The sequence below is a fragment of the Ruegeria sp. HKCCA0235A genome, assembly GCF_013033235.1.
GTDB lineage: Bacteria > Pseudomonadota > Alphaproteobacteria > Rhodobacterales > Rhodobacteraceae > Ruegeria.
In genome coordinates this window covers 22,195-40,315 of record NZ_WQDQ01000017.1, presented here as the reverse complement: position 1 = coordinate 40,315, position 18,121 = coordinate 22,195, and the positions used below count along the sequence as shown (strand labels likewise).

General features: G+C 53.8%; 17 protein-coding genes. 9 read left to right on the top strand and 8 right to left on the bottom strand.

Annotated features, from left to right (window positions below):
• The first annotated feature begins 7 nt into the window (after nucleotides 1–7).
• From pgi to GOW56_RS20640, 8 genes are all read left to right on the top strand, one after another.
• Nucleotides 8–1,615, top strand: coding sequence for a glucose-6-phosphate isomerase (gene pgi / locus GOW56_RS20675; RefSeq protein ID WP_171207054.1), 1,608 nt, complete (start codon nucleotides 8–10; stop codon nucleotides 1,613–1,615).
• A gap of 171 nt (nucleotides 1,616–1,786) precedes the next feature.
• Nucleotides 1,787–2,818: a LacI family DNA-binding transcriptional regulator gene (locus GOW56_RS20670; RefSeq protein WP_171117855.1), complete on the top strand. Its 1,032-nt coding sequence runs from the start codon at nucleotides 1,787–1,789 to the stop codon at nucleotides 2,816–2,818.
• Nucleotides 2,819–2,933: 115 nt separating this feature from the next.
• Nucleotides 2,934–4,241, top strand: a complete 1,308-nt coding sequence (locus tag GOW56_RS20665) for a sugar ABC transporter substrate-binding protein (protein WP_171117853.1) — start codon at nucleotides 2,934–2,936, stop codon at nucleotides 4,239–4,241.
• Nucleotides 4,242–4,357: 116 nt separating this feature from the next.
• Nucleotides 4,358–5,224, top strand: a complete 867-nt coding sequence (locus GOW56_RS20660; RefSeq protein ID WP_171117851.1) for a carbohydrate ABC transporter permease — start codon at nucleotides 4,358–4,360, stop codon at nucleotides 5,222–5,224.
• A gap of 10 nt (nucleotides 5,225–5,234) precedes the next feature.
• Entirely contained in the window at nucleotides 5,235–6,065 is an 831-nt protein-coding gene (locus GOW56_RS20655) for a carbohydrate ABC transporter permease (protein WP_171207053.1), read from the top strand.
• 12 nt (nucleotides 6,066–6,077) lie between these two features.
• Nucleotides 6,078–7,082, top strand: coding sequence for an ABC transporter ATP-binding protein (locus GOW56_RS20650; RefSeq protein ID WP_171172503.1), 1,005 nt, complete (start codon nucleotides 6,078–6,080; stop codon nucleotides 7,080–7,082).
• Nucleotides 7,079–7,852 (top strand): L-iditol 2-dehydrogenase, encoded by a 774-nt coding sequence (locus GOW56_RS20645; protein ID WP_305849002.1) that lies wholly within the window; start codon nucleotides 7,079–7,081, stop codon nucleotides 7,850–7,852. Before GOW56_RS20650 ends, GOW56_RS20645 begins: the two co-directional genes overlap by 4 nt.
• Nucleotides 7,840–9,315, top strand: a complete 1,476-nt coding sequence (locus GOW56_RS20640) for a mannitol dehydrogenase family protein (RefSeq protein WP_171207052.1) — start codon at nucleotides 7,840–7,842, stop codon at nucleotides 9,313–9,315. Before GOW56_RS20645 ends, GOW56_RS20640 begins: the two co-directional genes overlap by 13 nt.
• Before the next feature lie 6 nt (nucleotides 9,316–9,321).
• Here the strand turns inward: GOW56_RS20640 and GOW56_RS20635 are convergent, their stop codons facing one another.
• The 8 genes from GOW56_RS20635 to GOW56_RS20600 all read right to left on the bottom strand — a co-directional run bounded on the left by GOW56_RS20635 (nucleotide 9,322) and on the right by GOW56_RS20600 (nucleotide 16,919).
• Entirely contained in the window at nucleotides 9,322–10,890 is a 1,569-nt protein-coding gene (locus GOW56_RS20635) for a Ppx/GppA phosphatase family protein (protein ID WP_171207051.1), read from the bottom strand.
• A 57-nt stretch (nucleotides 10,891–10,947) separates the two neighbouring features.
• Nucleotides 10,948–11,241 carry a hypothetical protein gene (locus GOW56_RS20630; RefSeq protein WP_171172496.1) on the bottom strand — a complete coding sequence of 98 codons (294 nt, stop codon included), beginning with the start codon at nucleotides 11,239–11,241 and terminating at the stop codon, nucleotides 10,948–10,950.
• 136 nt (nucleotides 11,242–11,377) lie between these two features.
• Nucleotides 11,378–11,638 (bottom strand): DUF2934 domain-containing protein, encoded by a 261-nt coding sequence (locus GOW56_RS20625; protein ID WP_171207050.1) that lies wholly within the window; start codon nucleotides 11,636–11,638, stop codon nucleotides 11,378–11,380.
• Between the two features lie 302 nt (nucleotides 11,639–11,940).
• Entirely contained in the window at nucleotides 11,941–12,627 is a 687-nt protein-coding gene (locus GOW56_RS20620) for an IS6 family transposase (RefSeq protein ID WP_171207049.1), read from the bottom strand.
• Nucleotides 12,628–12,782: 155 nt separating this feature from the next.
• Nucleotides 12,783–13,760 (bottom strand): 2-dehydropantoate 2-reductase, encoded by a 978-nt coding sequence (locus tag GOW56_RS20615; protein ID WP_171172489.1) that lies wholly within the window; start codon nucleotides 13,758–13,760, stop codon nucleotides 12,783–12,785.
• A 4-nt stretch (nucleotides 13,761–13,764) separates the two neighbouring features.
• On the bottom strand, nucleotides 13,765–15,300 hold the full coding sequence (locus GOW56_RS20610; RefSeq protein ID WP_171207048.1) for an acyl--CoA ligase: 1,536 nt from the start codon (nucleotides 15,298–15,300) through the stop codon (nucleotides 13,765–13,767).
• A 60-nt stretch (nucleotides 15,301–15,360) separates the two neighbouring features.
• A complete protein-coding gene (locus tag GOW56_RS20605) occupies nucleotides 15,361–16,044 on the bottom strand; it encodes a fumarylacetoacetate hydrolase family protein (protein WP_171172484.1) in 684 nt (227 codons plus the stop codon).
• A gap of 194 nt (nucleotides 16,045–16,238) precedes the next feature.
• The gene (locus GOW56_RS20600) at nucleotides 16,239–16,919 is read right to left on the bottom strand and encodes a FadR/GntR family transcriptional regulator (protein WP_171117826.1); all 681 of its coding nucleotides are present in this window, start codon (nucleotides 16,917–16,919) and stop codon (nucleotides 16,239–16,241) included.
• A 264-nt stretch (nucleotides 16,920–17,183) separates the two neighbouring features.
• On the opposite strand from GOW56_RS20600, the gene GOW56_RS20595 reads away from it, so the two are divergent.
• On the top strand, nucleotides 17,184–17,975 hold the full coding sequence (locus tag GOW56_RS20595; RefSeq protein WP_253282550.1) for a fumarylacetoacetate hydrolase family protein: 792 nt from the start codon (nucleotides 17,184–17,186) through the stop codon (nucleotides 17,973–17,975).
• Nucleotides 17,976–18,121 lie beyond the last annotated feature (146 nt).

Sequence of the window (18,121 nt, the reverse complement as noted above, 5' to 3'; positions counted from 1 at the left end):
AAGACACATGACTAACTGCTGGAGCAAACTTAAAGAGAATTTTTCGTCTGCGAAGGATCGAAGCATAAATTCGCTGTTTGACGACACGACCCGAATGGATCATTTCTCAGCGGAAACGGATCAGTTTCTGCTAGATTTTTCCAAAACCAATATCGATCACGAAGCCTTGGCGTTGCTGATCAGATTGGCCGAAGACACTGAAGTTGCCGCCAAGCGCGAGGCCATGTTTGCAGGACAAAAGATTAACAAGACTGAAGATCGGGCGGTCCTGCATACCGCTTTGCGTGCAAGCAACACTGTACCGTTAACCGTTGATGGAAAAGACGTGCGACCTGGTATCAAAGTTACGCTGTCCAGGATGGAAAGCTTTTGCCGAGCCGTCCAATCCGGCACAATTTTGGCGTCAGGCGGCGAACGGTTCACAGATGTAGTCAACATTGGAATTGGCGGCTCCGATCTTGGCCCCGCCATGGCGACACGAGCGCTGGCCCCGTATCATATTGGACCACGATGCCATTTCATTTCCAATGTCGATGGCGCAGATTTGACAGACACCCTTTGCGGCCTGGATCCACGACGTACGCTGGTGATCATTGCTTCGAAAACCTTCACCACCATTGAAACCATGACCAATGCCAAATCTGCCCTCAGATGGTTGAAAGCCGGTGTTGGTGAAGCTGTCGCAGACCACTTGGCCGCCGTTTCCACCAGTCTCGAACGCACAGCGGAAATGGGAATCCATCCCACGCGAGTTTTTGGTTTCGCAGACTGGGTAGGCGGTAGGTATTCGCTCTGGGGGCCAGTTGGCCTACCGATAATGATGGCGATTGGCCCCAAGAACTTCCGCGAGTTTCTTGCGGGCGGTCTTGCAATGGACACACATTTTCAAACCGCACCATTCGCGCGCAACCTTCCAGTCCTTCTGGGGTTGGTAGGAATTTGGCACCGAAACATATGCCAGTATTCGTCCAGAGCCATTCTGCCCTATGATGAACGCTTAGGCCGCTTGCCTGCATATCTTCAGCAATTGGATATGGAAAGTAACGGCAAACGGGTAACGTTAGACGGCAAAGAACTGAGCCATGCATCTGGCCCGGTCGTCTGGGGCGAACCGGGAACCAACGGGCAGCACGCGTTTTTCCAACTCTTGCATCAAGGAACCGAAGTTGCTCCTGCTGAATTCCTGATCGCGGCCAAAGGGCATGAACCCGCTTTGCAAGAACATCATGACCTTCTCAAAGCGAATTGTCTTGCACAATCCGAGGCACTTATGCTGGGTCGCACCTATGATCAGGCGTTAGCGATTGCCCGAAATTTGGGCTACGACGGCTCCGAACTTCATACCCAGGCGACTCAAAGGGTTTTTCCCGGAAGCCGGCCTTCGATCACACTCGCATTCCCCAAACTGACCCCTTTCGTCTTGGGGCAGATCATTGCTCTGTACGAACATCGCGTGTTTGTCGAAGGTGCGATCTGGAATATCAACTCTTTTGATCAATGGGGCGTCGAGCTTGGCAAAGAACTTGCCAATATGCTCTTACCAATGGTTAAAGGTGCGGCACCAAATGGAAAAGATGCATCGACCTGCAGGTTGCTGAAAAAGCTGGCCGTCTGAACGAAAATTTTTCCAACGCGATCTCAGCATCTACGATCAAACACGCCCCGTATCCGATTCAAACCCAGACTGACGAGCAAATGAAGTTCGGGCGCTTGACAATCCCAAGTTTGCATCCCTAAATTTGACAATAATTGACGCGCGCAATATTTTAAATTGGTGTGGGGAAATATGGCACAACGCAGAATTCGCAATATGGAAGAATTTGCCGCAGTCAGCGGAATTTCCCGCCCGACTGTATCGAAATACTTCAACGATCCGGATAGCGTCCGCGCGACCACACGGAAGAAAATCGAGACCGCGTTAGAGGAACACGATTATCACCCGAATGTGTTCGCAATGAACCAGAACCGGCGCAGAACCAAGAACATTGGCGTTGTCGTGCCAAATCTGGCTGACCCGTTTTTCTCGGAGATCGCGCGTCGGGTTGAACTTGCCTGTATCGAGGCGGGATATAGCCCTATCCTGCTTAGCTCGCATGGCAACCCAGAGATGGAACGCGACAACCTCACGTCACTCCGGTCTTTGAAGGCTGCCGGCGTTCTACTTGCGCCATTCGGGCGCCTCTCAGAAAAAGATCTGGTCAAAACGTTTGAAGCAGATTTTCCGCTGGTGCTTTTTGACGCGAACATCAGTGGCGTCGGTCAAGCGTTCGTTGGCACCAACAACACCCAAAGCATCGATTTGATGGTTGAATACCTGTGTCGAAGCGGCGAGCCACCATGTTTCTTTGAAATGAAATTTCCAACCAATCCAAATGCCAAAAAGCGCCGTACGGCGTATATCGAAAGTATGGAACGGCACGGGCATAAGCCGCATATCTTTCAAGCCAATGGAAAAGGGTGGAATTTTGAAGAAATCGGTCGAGACGAAGGAGGTCGGTTGCTGGCTGAGAACGTGTTTCCCACCAACACTGTATTGTGCAGCAATGATCGCCTAGCCATAGGCATGTTATCTGCCGCCTATGGTCTTGGGATGCGCGTCGGTCAGACCGCTGGTTGCCACATCAGGATAGCCGGTCATGACGACCATCCATTTTCAAAATTCACTTGCCCTCCTTTGACGACAATCGCGCAGGACTACGAAGCAATTGCGAATCGAGCAGTACATACATTGTTTGGAGTACTCGAGACGGAAGAAAACCTGCGCGATCGGCAGGAAACACTCTTTGAAGGTCGTTTGATTATGCGAGACTCCGCCTAAGCTATTAAAAACGCGCCCGCTTTATAGTTTCTTTACGCGCGTTAATTTTTAATTGACTTCGCGTCACTATATTGGCTAGAGTGCTATCCATCATCCAACGAGGAGGAAATTTGGGATGTCATTCAAGCAAACACTTTGCGCAGCGACAGCCATGACGCTCGTCACCGCGGGCGGCGCCTTGGCAGAAAACCTTGTCATCGCGACCGTGAACAACGGAGATATGATCCGTATGCAGGGGTTGACCCAGGACTTTACCGACAAGACCGGCCACACGGTTGAATGGGTAACTCTGGAAGAAAACGTACTGCGTCAGCGTGTCACCACTGATATCGCCGCCAAGGGCGGATCCTTCGACATCATGACAATCGGCATGTACGAAACACCGATCTGGGGCGCGAACGGCTGGCTGGTTCCGCTCGACGACCTGTCGGCAGAATATGATGCGGACGACATCCTTCCCGCCATGCGCGCCGGTCTGAGCCACGATGGCACGCTGTATGCCGCGCCGTTTTATGGCGAAAGCTCGATGATCATGTACCGCACGGACCTGATGGAAAAGGCCGGACTGGAAATGCCCGAAGCGCCAACCTGGCAGTTCATCCGCGAAGCAGCGGCGGCCATGACCGACCGCGATAATGACATCAACGGCATCTGTCTGCGTGGCAAGGCCGGTTGGGGCGAAGGCGGCGCCTTTATCACCGTGACCGGCAACTCTTTCGGAGCCCGCTGGTTTGATGAAGACTGGAATGCTCAATTTGATCAGCCGGAATGGGCCGAGGCGCTTAACTTCTTTGTGGGAATGATGGAAGAATCCGGTCCGACGGGCTACGCGACCAACGGCTTCAACGAAAACCTGAACTTGTTCCAGCAGGGCAAATGCGGCATGTGGATTGACGCAACCGTTGCCGCATCCTTCGTGACCAACCCCAACGACTCGACGGTCGCTGACAAGGTCGGTTTCGCCCTCGCCCCAAATAGCGAAGGCGTTGACAAGAAAGCCAACTGGCTGTGGGCATGGGCTCTGGCTGTTCCCGCCGGTACACAAAAAGAAGAAGCCGCGAAAGAGTTCATCGAGTGGGCCACCTCGAAAGACTACATTGAGCTCGTCGCTGAGAATGAAGGTTGGGCCAATGTACCCCCGGGTGCGCGTACTTCGCTGTACGAAAACCCGAACTACAAGGAAGTCCCCTTTGCTCAGATGACGCTGGACTCGATTCTTGCAGCGGATCCGACAAACCCAACTGTGAAGCCGGTTCCATATGTAGGTGTCCAGTTCGTTGCAATTCCTGAATTCGCTGGCATCGCAACCGAAGTCAGCCAGGAGTTCTCGGCAGTCTATGCCGGTCAGCAGACCGTGGAAGAAGCGCTTGCCAAGGCCCAGGCTCTGACCAACGACGCTATGGAAGCCGCAGGCTACCGCTAAGCGTTCCCCGCCCGGGGGTGCACTTTCTCCCCTGTACCCTCGGGCCCCATTTTTCTCTTTTAACCGCAGCTCCGTTTAAGATGGCCTTATGGCGATCAACAGAGGAGGTATGCCCCATGGCAACCCAACATTCTCGATCAGCGGCTCGCTTCATGATGGCACCAGCGGTCATCTTGCTCCTCGGATGGATGCTCGTGCCGCTGATCATGACCCTGATGTTCTCATTCAAGAAATACCTTCCGCTACGTGGTGGAGACCTTGGATGGGTTGGTTTCGAAAACTACGTCCGATTCGTAACTTCTAGCGCGTTTTGGCCTGCAGTAGGCGCCACGCTGGCCATTGTCGGCGGCGTTCTTCTGATAACGGTCGTCCTCGGTGTTTTGCTGGCTATCCTGCTGAACCAGCCGATGTGGGGGCAAGGTGTCGTCCGCATCCTCGTGATCGCACCTTTCTTTGTCATGCCGACCGTGTCAGCTCTGGTCTGGAAAAACATGTTCATGGACCCGGTGAATGGATTGTTCGCCCATCTGTGGCGCTTTTTCGGAGCCGAGCCGATCTCATGGCTGTCTGAGGCTTCCCTGCCTTCGATTGTCATGATCGTATCCTGGCAATGGCTACCCTTCGCCACGCTGATCCTGCTGACCGCAATCCAGTCGCTGGACGGTGAGCAGTTGGAAGCCGCCGAAATGGATGGTGCGCCACCATTGAAGCGTTTTGGTTACATCACCCTTCCGCATCTCAGCCGGGCTATCACGATCGTGATCCTGATCCAGACAATCTTCCTTCTGGCGATCTTCGCGGAAATCTTTGTCACAACCGGAGGTGCATTTGGCACCCGTACACTGACCTACCTGATCTTCCAGCGTGTACTTGAAAGTCAGAACGTAGGCCTCGGGTCCGCCGGTGGTGTCTATGCAATCATTCTCGCCAATATCGTTGCGATCTTCTTGATGCGCATCGTCGGCAAGAACCTGGACGCGTGAGGAGGAAAAAATGGCCCGCGCAGTTACTCAACAACGTAAAATCATCAACACCGCCGCCGCTTGGGGCATTGGTCTGCTGATCTTTTTCCCAATCCTCTGGACCGTCTTGACCAGCTTCAAGACTGAGGCTACGGCGATTGCCGACCCTCCGGTGTTTCTGGCCTTTGATTGGACGCTCGAGAACTATTCAGTTGTGATGGAACGGTCGAACTACGCCCGGTTCCTTTGGAACTCGATCATAATCGCCGGTGGCTCGACAATTCTGGGCATCATCGTCGCGGTGCCTGCGGCCTGGTCGATGGCGTTCGTACCTTCCAAGCGCACTAAGGACATTCTGCTGTGGATGCTGTCAACCAAGATGCTTCCAGCGGTGGGCGTCCTGTACCCCATCTATCTGATTTGCATCCAGCTTGGCATCCTCGACAGCCGGGGCGCGCTGGTGATCATCCTCATGCTGATGAATCTGCCGATCATCGTTTGGATGCTGTATACCTACTTTAGGGAAATCCCCGGTGAGATCCTGGAAGCTGCACGAATGGACGGGGCGACGTTGAAAGAGGAAATCCTCTACGTCCTCACACCAATGGCGATCCCCGGCATTGCTTCGACCTTGCTGCTAAACTTCATTCTGGCCTGGAACGAAGCGTTCTGGACACTGAACCTGACGGCAGCCAATGCAGCACCGCTGACGGCCTTCATTGCCAGCTATTCCAGCCCCGAAGGCCTGTTTTTCGCTAAGCTCAGCGCAGCTTCCACTATGGCCATTGCGCCAATCCTCATTCTTGGCTGGTTCAGCCAGAAACAACTTGTCAGCGGCTTGACCTTCGGCGCCGTCAAATAAGGAACTTGACCAATGGGACAAATTAAACTCAACCAAGTGACTAAAAGTTTCGGAGATGTTCAAGTCATTCCGCCTCTGGACCTCACGATTGAAGATGGCGAGTTCACGGTATTTGTCGGGCCTTCGGGATGCGGTAAGTCCACGCTGCTGCGCCTGATTGCCGGGCTCGAGGACATCACGTCTGGTCACATCGAAATCGACGGATCGGATGCAACCGATGTACCTCCGGCTAAGCGCGGTCTGGCAATGGTCTTCCAATCCTATGCCCTGTATCCGCACATGTCTGTACGTAAGAACATCGCGTTCCCGATGAAAATGGCTGGGATCGATGAAGACGAGCAAAAACGCCGCATCGAAGGTGCCGCCAAGGCGCTGAACCTCACAGACTATCTGGACCGGCGTCCGGGCCAGTTGTCTGGCGGTCAGCGTCAGCGTGTCGCCATCGGCCGCGCCATTGTGCGGGAACCGGCAGCGTTCCTTTTCGACGAGCCGTTGTCCAATCTCGACGCGGCCCTGCGCGTTGGTATGCGGCTGGAAATCAGTGAACTGCACGAACGGCTCAAGACCACGATGATCTATGTTACGCACGATCAGGTCGAGGCCATGACCATGGCGGACAAGATCGTTGTCCTGCGTGCCGGTGTAATTGAACAGGTGGGTTCTCCACTGGAGCTCTATCACAACCCGCGCAACGAATTTGTCGCAGGGTTTATCGGATCTCCGAAGATGAACCTGATCGGTGGGGCCGAGGCCAATAAACACGGGGCAACCACCATTGGCATCCGCCCCGAGCACACGGATGTCAGCATGACGGAAGGGACTTGGAAAGGTGTTGTCGGTGTGGCCGAACACCTTGGTTCGGACACCTTCATTCACGTTCATGACACGGGTCTTGCCGACATGGTCACCGTGCGAATTACCGGGGATATACAGGCCAAGCACGGCGACACGATATTTCTGACTCCGCAAATGGACAAGCTGCACAAGTTCGACGCTCAGGGTCTGAGGATTGTCTGATGCAACTGGCTGGAAAAACAGCCTTGATTACTGGTGCTGCCCGAGGGATCGGGCGGGCCTTTGCGGAGGCCTATGTTAACGAGGGCGCGCGGGTTGCCATCGCAGATATCAATATCGATGGCGCCCGCGAATGCGCTGCCGCGTTGGGCGAAAGTGCTATCGGAGTTGCCTTGGATGTGACCAACCAGGCCAGCATAGGTAGAGCAGTAGCGCTTACGGTGGCAGAGTTCGGTCACATCGACATTCTGGTTAACAACGCCGCGCTTTTTACCGCCGCTCCTATTGTCGAAATCGAGCGCGATGATTACCAGCGCGTCTTTGACATCAATGTGGCAGGAACGCTGTTCACGATGCAGGCTGTGGCCGGCCACATGATCAAGCGTGGACGAGGCGGCAAAATCATCAACATGGCCAGTCAGGCCGGGCGGCGTGGTGAACCGCTAGTCGCTGTTTATTGCGCGTCCAAGGCGGCAGTGATCAGCCTGACTCAATCCGCCGGGCTGAACCTGATCCGGCACGGCATAAACGTGAACGCCATTTCTCCGGGTGTCGTCGATGGTGAGCATTGGGACGGCGTAGACGCTTTCTTTGCCAAGTACGAAAACAAGGCCCCGGGGCAAAAGAAACAGGAAGTCGGTGCCGCAGTGCCCTACGGGCGCATGGGCACACCGGACGATTTGACCGGCATGGCTGTGTTTCTCGCCAGTGACGCGGCGGATTACATCGTCGCCCAAACCTACAACGTGGATGGTGGACAATGGATGAGCTGATCTCCCTTTCGAATGCGACACTCGATCAACTGGCTGTTGAACGTCCACGATATGATCGCACAACCCTGCAACCGGGCATCGTGCATATCGGCGTCGGCAATTTCCACCGTGCACATCAGGCATGGTATCTGCACCGCCTGATGCAGGAGGGCAAAGCGCATGATTGGGCCATCATCGGCGCCGGCGTGCGCCCCTATGATGCCGCCATGCGCGAAAAACTTCTTGCTCAGGATTGCCTTACAACTCTGATCGAACTCGACCCGAAAAAAGTTTCGGCCGAGGTCATTGGTTCCATGATCGATTATCTGCCAATCGAGGACGGCAATGGGGCACTGATCATCACAATGGCGGAACCTGCCATTCGTATCGTCGCCATGACTGTGACAGAAAGCGGATACTACATCGATCCTGTCACCAAGGAGTTCGACTCCAACCACCCCGATATTCAGCACGACGCAGCCCACCCCGACTCACCGCGCACGGCATTTGGTGCCATGGTGGCCGCATTGAGGCTGCGACGCGACGCAAGGCGTGGAGCATTTACGGGACTGAGCTGTGACAATCTGCAAGGCAACGGTGACATCCTGCGTCAGACCGTGGTGTCTCTGGCGCGTCTGTCCGACCCTGATCTAGCCGATTGGATCGACGCAAACGCGACCTTCCCCAACTCGATGGTGGATTGTATCGCTCCTGCCACAGGCCCAAACGAGTTGGCGCTTGCCAAGGACTTCGGTATCGACGATGACGCGGTGGTTACCCACGAAGCATTCCGCCAATGGGTAATCGAAGACAACTTCTGTGCCGGACACCCAGACTGGGACGCGGTTGGCGCAACCTTCTCCGATGACGTTCACGCATTCGAAACCATGAAGATCCGAATCCTCAATGCTGGGCACCAGGTCCTTGCCAATGTTGGCGAAGTGCTCGGGCTCAGGACGATTTCCGAATGTATGCAGCACTCTGTTATTTCGTCATTCTTCGGCAAAGTGCAGAGAACGGAAATCGCGCCCACGGTAGCCGCTGTACCGGGCAAAAGCCCGGCTGAATATATTAGCCTCATCGAAAGCCGGTTCTCCAACCCGCGGATTGTCGACACCACCCGCCGCGTTGCCTTCGATGGCTCGGCGCGCCATACTGGGTTCGTTTTGCCGATCCTTCGGGACCAATTGCAAGCCGGGCGGTCCGTTGAAGGCCTCGCGCTTGTCGAAGCTCTGTGGGCACGCATGTGCGCAGGAACGCGCGAAGATGGCAGCGTCATCGAGGCAAATGATCCGATTTGGGATCAACTGTCACAAAACGCCTTTGCCGCAGCATCAAACCCGGCTGTGTGGCTCAATCAAGGCCGGATTTACGGCGAATTGAGTGAAGCCGGACCATTTTCTGATGCATTCTCGAAATGGCTGACAATGATTTGGGCGAATGGCTGCGAAGCCGCTCTAATCGCCTACGTAGATGACGCGTGATCTGACTCAAGGGCTGGAGTCCGCCTGACCGCCCTCCTGCGTTTCGATTGATGCATCCAGACCGAAAACCTTCGCCAGCTTCGCCATACGGGCCTTTACGGCATCACTGTCGGGCACTTCCGAGGACTCTTCGATGACCAGGCGAAGGACATCCGGGTCCACAATGATCTTGGCGTGTTCGAGGATCTTCGGCACGCTTGCTGAAAACCGATGACCCAAAAGCAAAGCGCCTCCAAGAAATTCTGCTTTCCTCACGGCATTGGATGTCAATGTATCCGTCGCCCTGGTGTCCAGTTTCGCTGGTTTGCCCCCGTAGCGCGCCATGACGGCAGTGGCTAGAAATGCCCGTTCCGGGTGGGTTATTCCGATAAACGGAAATTGCAGGATGCGCAAAAAGCTCTCGGCGGCGCGTACTTTCTGGTGATCGCGCCAAGCGATATCGGTTAGCGCGCATACCGCCAGCCGAACGCGACGGTTATTTGGAATCTCGGCAGGGAAGAGGTTATCCGTCCACCGTGCCAACGCTTCGGAGAAGTCGGGAACACGGGCGTCGGGAAGGCCAGTGGCCAATGCCCCTTCGATCAATGGATCACGATACTGCTCTTCCTCATCCAATTGTGCGTATAACCACCCTTCCCGAAGGCCGAGCGCAGAAAAGATAACTTTGTCGGATTTCAACCTTCGAAGTGCCCGCCACATCACCAGTGCCGAAGCCGACAAAGTCTCGACGCGCCGGCTTGGCACATCCGGAAGTTTCGCTATTTCTTCAGGTGACATTCGTGAGATCGATTTGGCTAAGTCCGAGACCTCTTCTGCAGGAAGTTCATAGGCGTGTACGACGCTGATCGGCCAGTCGTTCATCGCCATATGAATTCGCGCCAGAGCCCGCCAACCGCCACCGACTGCATAAAATGTCGAGTCCGTCAGCACAGGCGGCAAACCGTCTTTCAGAATGGCGTCGACGCGTTTTCTTGCTTCCTTGTAGCTCTGTCCCATCATTGCTCGGACCGGCAACGCGCCTAAGGGCATGCTTACTTTGCGCTCTCCCACTCGGTCGCCAAGAATTTCCGCGATTTCGAGACTTCCACCACCAATATCCCCAATCAGTCCGCGCGGTTGGAAGAAACCGGATATCACGCCGAAGGCCGCGTAGGTTGCTTCTTCATCACCTGACAGTAGTTTTGGTTCAACACCTGTCAAATCCCGAATTTTTGCGACCAATTCCGACCCATTCTTGGCCTTACGCATCGCTTCCGTTGCAAGTATGTCGACTCTGGTCACACCCATCGCTTCAGTGATTGCCTTGAAGCGCGTTATGGCATGCAAGGCACGGTCAATTGCTTCTTGTGTGAAATTACCGTCTTCATCCAGGCCTTCACCAAGTGCCGCCAGTGATTTCTCATTAAACCGGGGGAATGGCGCTCGACAAAGATCATCATAGACGACAAGCCGAATTGAATTGGAACCCACATCAATGACGGCGTAATGCTTTGATCGGCGCGCCAGAACTCTAGAGGTATCAATCTCTATTGTTCTGGGGTCGAAATGGGCTGCACCCGATGATCCGATTGACATAGTGGCGTTACTCCGCAGTCGATGGTCACGGAGATTATCACGTTCTTCAAGTCTACTTTAGGAAATTTTCTCGTACAGGGTAGCAAGTGACCGTTTGATGCATACGCTTTGTAATTCTTCCTTGGCTTTCGGCAGATGCACACCCGGAAATCTCAAATTACCACAGAATTTGGAAACGGAGCATTGGATGGTAATAGCAAACACCACGATCGAATTAGTCAGCAGCTCATCTTGAAGCAGCAATAGTCGTGACGGCCGTAGATTGATTTTCATCAAAACACCGGGTCTTGCCGCCGTCACGGGTTCCGAGCGTGCGTGCTCAGGTAGATTGCCGAACTTGAAAAGCTTCAAACAAGAGTGCTCCTCATCGGTCTACTAGCTTGTCAACTTCTTTGGGCAATTGAAGAGAGATAAATTAGGAAACCCCTAACAGCACCTCCTTTAGGGCTGAATACGTAGGCCGGTCCGACCTACGTATTATGTAAGATTACTGCGCACGAGACTTCTTCTGGGTAGTCGCGGTCGAGGACCTTTTTGCCGCCGCATTATTTGATGCATTTATTATTTTTGCACCACGTGGTTTGGCGGAAACCTGACGAGTTGTCCTTGCCTTAGGCAGAACTGCATTCAGCGCATCTTCGGCTTTTAACCAATGCTCCTGTTCGCGCCCTTCAGGCTGACCTTCGTCCAGCCAAAAAAGGTATGCTGCTTCACGGATTTTGGATTCTTCAATTTTCTGTTTCTTCACGATTGTCTCCAACGTAGTCGGTTGTAGAGCTCGAGATGTTAGCGCTAGCAATTTCAAGCAACATAGCACGTACACAATTGGCTTACGTAAGGGAAGCCAAAAGTTCTAACGTTTCGGAAAACCGTTAAAGTTGACGGCACTATTGCAGAGTTTTGGCTACTCTAAATTTTGCGACACACCTGATTCAGAGGTTCTGTCGCAAACTTTGTTCCCACCTATCAGGTCAAGCGTGGTTTTGGTGGTGCTGTCAGACAAATTCGAACCAGTCTCAGCTAGGCCAGTAAAGCTGCCCTTTATTCGGTTCAAAGACCGCGCCACTCGGCAAGTGCGGCGGTGCGTGTCAGCTTGAAGGTATCTCTGCTGGCCAGCGATCTTTCCTGGTTGAAGTGGTTGTAGACCGAGGAATGGACGGCGGCGAACTTTTGCAAACTTCGCATTCGCCTGAAACGCTGCATCGCACGTTCGCGCCGTCGAAACGGCAGGTGCGAATTCTCAACGCGGTTGTTGAGCCACCTGCCCGTCCTTTGTTTTTCGAGTGCACCCAATTGTCTGAGCGCAGCCTTATAGGATGCGAATCGATCCGTGAAATTGTTTTCCGCTTTTTCGTGTCGCTTCATCAATTTCTTGAGGAATCTCAATGCGGCAGCTTTGTTTCTTCGTTTGGTGACGCCTGCTTCCAGCACTTCGCCCTCGTGATCAACAGCCCGCCAAAGATAATGCCGCTTGCCATTCACCTTCACGAAAAACTCATCCACGTGCCACTTCCATTTCGAGAATGCGCGCAGTTTCTGAACACGCTTCTGCCTGATCTCAGCAGCAAACATTGGGCCAAACCTATTCCACCAATATCGGACAGTTTCGTGACTCACGTCGATGCCTCGCTCGTGCAACAAGTCTTCAACATTCCGAAGCGAGAGCGGGAAACGGATGTACAGCATCACCGCCAGACGGATGATCTCGGGACTGGTTTTGAAATACTGGGGGATCATCGTTCCATGAGAAAAAGCTACGAAAGCTTCCTGCCCCGCTCAAGCAAAGCTCTTCTGACAAGACGCTTGAAAGAGATGCGTTTTGTAGCGCCGGATCGCTATTCAGCTCCCCGCCCGCCCAAAACTGATCTCTTCAGATGATCGCTGGCAGAAACTTAGTAGAGACCCGCGACCTTTGCCCTCAGTTTTATCAGTGATGCAACAGTGTCGATTGTGGGCGTTGCGATCCCGGTCAGTTGCCCCAATTCCTGCACAGAAGTGACCAGTGCGTCAATTTCCATTGGTCGGCTCAACTCCAAGTCCTGCCACATAGAGGTCTTGTGGGCGCCAACTGCTGCCCCGCCGTCAATACGTTTTTCAACATCTACCGGAAACCTGACCCCAAGTTTCTCAGCGATTTCCTGAGCCTCTAGCATCATTCCGCGCGCCACAGAGCGTGTGCCCGGATTGGTACATAATACATCAAGTGTTGAGTGGGTAAGAGCGGAAATAGGGTTGAAAGACAGATTACCCCATAGTTTCAGCCAAATTTCGTCCCGAATTCTTGGTCTCACGGGCGCACGCAACCCAGCGGCGGATAGTGCCACCGAAAACTTGGCAGCGCGGTCTGTTTTGGAACCATCAGGCTCGCCCAACGAAAAACGATTGCCTTCGACATGCTTGATAGTTCCCGGAGTAACGACTTCCGCGGCTGGGTAGACGACACATCCAAGAACCCGATCTGGCCCGAAACCGTTCCATTGCACGTTACCCGGGTCCAAAGACCGCAACCTCGTCCCTTCGTAGGGACCATCCAGTTTGTGGAAGTACCACCAAGGCACCCCGTTCACCCCACTTACTAGTGTTGTTTCGGCTCCAATCAGCGGCTGCATTGTGTCCACAACTGCTGGAACAGAGTGCGCTTTTAGTGTGATAAAGACATAATCTTGTGGGCCAAGATCGGCGGCATTGTCTGAGGCGCGTACTGGCACGTTGATCGGGTCCCGCCCATCCTCAAGGAGAGTCAGCCCTTTTTCTTGCATTGCAGCCAGATGTGGGCCACGTGCAATGACACTGACGTCGACGTCGGTCTGCGCGAGCTTCGCGGCCACGTAACCTCCGATAGCTCCGGCTCCAAAGATGCAAACTTTCATGTGTCTAAGCCTTTGCCAGTCCCAATTTAGCGGCCAGCCCGATCCTTTGTATCTTACCAGTCGCGCCTTTTGGAATCTCTTCGAGAATAACCACTGAAGTCGGCACCTTGAACTTTGCGAGCCGAGCGCCAACGAAATCCCGAACTTCCTGACCTGCAATCGCGGCTCCCTCTGAGAGCACCACCGCCGCCGCAATGTCTTCGCCAAGTTTTTCGTGTGGAACGGCAAAACAAACTGCCTGAGCAACGTCCGGGTGGCTCAGAAGCACGGCATCGACCTCAAGTGGGCTGATTTTTTCTCCACCACGATTGATCAGCTCTTTGAGGCGTCCGGTCAGACGCAGATAATTATCTTCGTCGAACGACCCCTGATCACCGGTGCGAAACCAAAGCTTTCCATCCGCTTCAAAGAAATTGTCTGCATTTGCCTGCGGGTTGCTCTCGTATCCCGGTGTCACGTTCGGACCGCTAATAACGATTTCTCCAACATCACGCGAAGCGATCAATACGTTTTCCGTTTCGTCCGCAATTCTGACTTCGGGGCCTGCAGCTAATCCAACAGATCCGGACTTTTGCTTTTTCGGAGGAAGCGGGTTGCAACACATTTGGTGCGCGGCCTCTGTCATGCCGTAGGCTTCGATAACGGGTGCATCAAATGTTGCCACCAACTCTTCCATGACTGGTGCGGGCAAGGAAGCAGAAGAAGATCGAAGAAAGCGCAACCGCGATTGATCAATGATTGATTGGTTTCGTGCAGCTCGGGTCAGAATAGCCTGGTGCATCGTCGGAACCGCCGTGTACCAAGTCGGATCAACCTCAGCGACCTGTGAAAAAAAGCTAAGAGCGTTGAACCCAGGGGCGCAGCTAATTTGCGATCCGGCGCCTAAAGAAGCTGCGACTGCTGCGATCAGCCCATGGATATGGAACAGCGGCATGATGCTCAGACAACGATCATCGATTGTCAGTTTCAAAGATGAAGCCACATTTCTCGCGGACGCGTAGATATTAGCCTGCGTCAGCGGAACGATCTTGGGACGCGACGTTGTTCCTGACGTGTGGAGGATCAGGGCAACGTCATCTTCGCCCGGTGCGGATGTATCAGCCTCGCCAATCGGGTCACAGGATAAAATGGAAAACTGCCCAGCTGGATGTGAACTGTCGCAACACGCCCTCAGGATAGCGATGCCAAGGTCCCTCGCCGCCTTTACGGCAGGACCATTTTCGTTTTCGCTTGCAAGTAGAGCCTTGGCCTTCAAGTCTTTGAGGTAAAATACGTATTCTTCGTGAGTGTATGCAGGGTTTAAGGGCGCCGTCGTCGCCACTTGGGCAACAGATATGAATGCCGTCGCCATCTCTGGTCCGTTGGGCAACACAATTGCCACCCTGTCACCGCGCCCTACTCCGATCTGATGCAGATCCTCTTTGACCTTCGCGCAATGCTCGCGCAAACCAAGATAGCTCAACCAAGACCGGCCAGGGGCGCCAATGGCATTTGCAGTGTCTGCGTTGTGTGCGATCAATTCAGCGACTAGATGGGGCATCTGTTGTCCGTTTACAAAAGCGTCGGTTTCTTTCGCAATGTAAGGTCGTCGCAGCAGGTTCTAAGTCACGCGTACGTTCAGGCTGCCCAGCTTGTCGACGGCCAAGACCATAACATCCCCTCGGTTGACGGGACCAACACCAGAAGGTGTCCCTGAAAGGATAACGTCACCGGCCGCAAGCTCGAAGTAGTCGCTCAGGTACGAGATCATCTCGGGGACTTTCCAAATCATTTGGTTCAAGTCGCCTTCTTGCCGAACTTCACCATTCACCGTCAGAGTAATCGGACCTCTGTCGAGATGCCCGACCTCTGATGCCTTGTGAATTGGTCCGCATGGCGCCGAGCGCTCAAACGCTTTCCCAATTTCCCACGGGCGGCCCATCTTTTTCATCTGTCCTTGCAGATCGCGACGGGTCATATCAAGCGAAAGGCCGTACCCAAAGACATGATCCAATGCATCGTCCACCGAGATATTCGTGCCGCCGGACTTGAGCGCAACAAGCATTTCTGCTTCGTGGTGCACGTCGGAACTGTGCGGAGGGTACGGGAATTCCCCTGAAGGGTCCAAATTGTTCGGGTTCTTTTGAAAGAAAAATGGAGGTTCCCGGTTCGGGTCATGGCCCATTTCAATTGCATGCGCCGCGTAGTTTCGCCCAATGCAGTAGACACGTCGGACCGGGAACGTGCCGCCGCCCGCTACGGGTATGACATGCACCTGCGGCGCGGGAATTACATGATCGGACATCGCTTTCCTCCTGAACGTTCAACTGCCAAAGATCGGATTTCCAAACGGTCAGATACCTTCCGATCGATGCCACGCCACATTCAAACGGACGCGGCGGCTTACCAAGTCATCGCCAAAATTCAGGCTGTTTTGCAAGACCAACGGCCACAATCTGCCCCGACCATTTCCCGAATTGGTTGGGCGCCAGCGCCACTTCAGCTGTCGGACTGGATGCTCGTAGGCAGCACCCGCGAATAAACCGATTTCAGGTGATCCACCATGGCACTGGCCGCAAGCTCACAGTCGCCCTTTGCTATGGCAGACACGATCACATCATGTTCGCTAAAGCTGGAATAGTTTTCTGTGGGCTTTAAAGTTTCGCGTGGCTGCCCCCAAACAATCGATCTTCGAACTGAATTCAAAGTCTCAAAGAAGTATAAAAAGAGCTGGTTACGAGTGGAGCGAGCTATAGCGTAATGCAAATTATTGTCCCAAGCTTCGTACGTGCGCCAATCCTCTGCGGTACGACATTTGTCCGCGCAAAGCCTCATTTGCTCACGATCGGAACGTGTGGAATGGAGCGCTGCGAGGCGGCTAAGCTGCGGCTCGATCGTAAATCTAACGGATACAACCTGCTCAGGTTTAATTTGGTTGCCCAAATAAGTTACATCGGTGAGGTTGAGAACCGGCCTGGAACCAACAAATGTTCCCCGCCCCACATGACGCCAGATCAACCCCTGGGCCTCAAGCTCTGCCAACGCTCTTCGCAACTGATTGCGAGTTGTCCCGAGTTTTGAACACAGCTCACGTTCAGGTGGGAGCCTGTCGTTATGCCTGTAGCCGGCATTGTTAATCAGGTCGCGTACACTTTGCGCGAGTTCGGTTGGTGCGTTCATATCTCCACCCAATTTGGTGATTGGTTGATTGATTGAAACGCCAAGTCGGAAAAAACTCAAGGGCAAGACAAAAGCAAAAAACGAGTCGCTGGACGGTATCCGTGACCACAGCTTGACATCAGCACGAGGGAGGAGTGCCGAGTGCGGTTAGCAACTGTTTCCGTAGAAGGCCACGCCGTTTGCGTGGCAATACTAAACGATGGCAGCAAGTTGGACGTTTTGCGCGCAGCGCAAGTGCTTGGCAAAGCGCTGGACGCGGGTTCAATGCAGCAGCTGATCGCAGGCGGAGAAGATACGCTTGGCGTTTTGAATAGCCTCGTTTTATCGGCCGAAGTAGGTAATCTAAAGGACGCATTGGTCCCGGATGACGCGCCGTTTCTCGCGCCAATTCCTTCCCCGCGTAAGAACGTTTTCTGTGTGGGGCGCAATTACGCTGAACACATCGCCGAGGGCGAACGTGCACAAAACCAAAAAATTGGTGTAACAGAGCATCCGGTTTTCTTCACAAAACCGCCGACATCGATTGTGGCGCCAGAGGCAGACATTCTGATATTCCCCTCGGTCTCACAAGCCATTGACTATGAAGTTGAACTGGCAGTTGTGATTGGGAAACCGGGGCGAAATATAGCCAAGGCTGACGCATACGACCATGTATACGGCTATACTATCCTAAATGACATCACCGCACGCGACATTCAACGCCGACATGGTGGGCAGTATTTCAAAGGCAAAGGTTTAGATGGTTCTTGCCCATTGGGTCCCTGGATAGTGACTGCTGACGCGGTCAGCGATCCGCATTCATTGTCCATTGGAATAACAGTCAACGGAGAACAGCGCCAAAACGGCACTACGTCGGACATGATTTTCGACATTCCAACGCTGATCGCATCCCTATCAGAAGGCCTGACCCTGGAACCGGGCGACGTACTGGCGACCGGCACGCCGTCTGGCGTCGGATACGCAATGGACCCACCTCAGTTCCTAAAAGGCGGGGACACGGTGGTTTGTGAAATTTCAGAAATCGGCACGCTCAGGAATACCGTGCGCGCCGTGTAAGTGGCTCCTGCATCTCTGAAGCTGCTGGATGCCAACCATGCAAGGGAGGAAGACTAAAATGATGAACAGAAGGACTTTCACAGCGTCCTTGCTTTCGGCAGTTCCGGTAGCGGGAGCATTGGGAACAAAAGGTTTTGCGCAGGACT